Below are 926 nucleotides of genomic sequence, written 5' to 3'. Positions count from 1 at the left end.
TGCAACGATAAGAGCAGCAATCAAACCACCCGCTGCAGCAGCGTTTGTGTTCAAGAATACGCTAGCAACTTCGTTTGCTACAGCGATACCGCCAAGCTTCAAAGTAGAACCACCGTTGAAACCGAACCAGCCCATCCAAAGGATGAAAGTACCAAGAGTCGCTAGTGGAAGGTTAGCGCCTGGGATAGCGTTAACTTCACCGTTAGGACCGTACTTACCTTTACGAGCACCAAGAAGGATAACACCAGCAAGTGCAGCTGCTGCACCAGCCATGTGAACGATACCAGAACCTGCGTAGTCGCTGTAGCTAAGCTCATACAAGCCGAATACTGCGTCGCCGTTCCAAGTCCAAGCACCTTCCATTGGATAGATGAAACCAGTCATGATTACCGCAAAAACTAGGAAAGCCCAAAGCTTCATACGCTCTGCAACCGCACCAGATACGATAGACATTGCAGTTGCAACGAATACTACCTGGAAGAAGAAGTCAGACGCGCCTGAGTACTCACCCATGTCGCCGAAACCAGCTTCAGTTGCAGAAGCAAGTACGCCAGCGATTGCAGCTTCGTCCATAGAAGCAACGCTGTCAGTAGCACTTAAGAAGTAGCCGCCGCCGTACATGATTTCGTAACCGCATACTAAGTACATAGTACAAGCGATCGCGAACAACGCGACGTTTTTAGTCAAAATTTCAGTCGTGTTCTTAGCGCGAACAAGACCTGCTTCAAGCATGGCGAAACCTGCCGCCATCCACATTACTAATGCGCCGCACACCAAGAAATAAAAGGTGTCCATCGCATATTGAAGTTCAAATATGTTATTGGATAACTGTTCCATGATAGCCCTCCGTACCTAGGCTCTTATGATTTATAAAATGGTTATACAGCGTCAGTGCCGGTTTCGCCGGTACGGATACGAATCGCTTG

Annotated in this window: 1 protein-coding gene; it reads right to left on the bottom strand. The window is 48.4% G+C overall.

All coding sequences use genetic code 11. The annotated features are described in order from the left end of the window. The coding region (locus tag A3762_RS02455; RefSeq protein WP_068753955.1) for an ammonium transporter at positions 1 to 837 on the bottom strand (837 nt) is incomplete at its 3' end. Between the last annotated feature and the right edge of the window lie 89 nt (positions 838 to 926).

This window comes from Oleiphilus sp. HI0125 (assembly GCF_001635355.1).
Note: the sequence above shows the minus strand (reverse complement) of the source record. Positions and strands in the feature narration are given on the sequence as shown.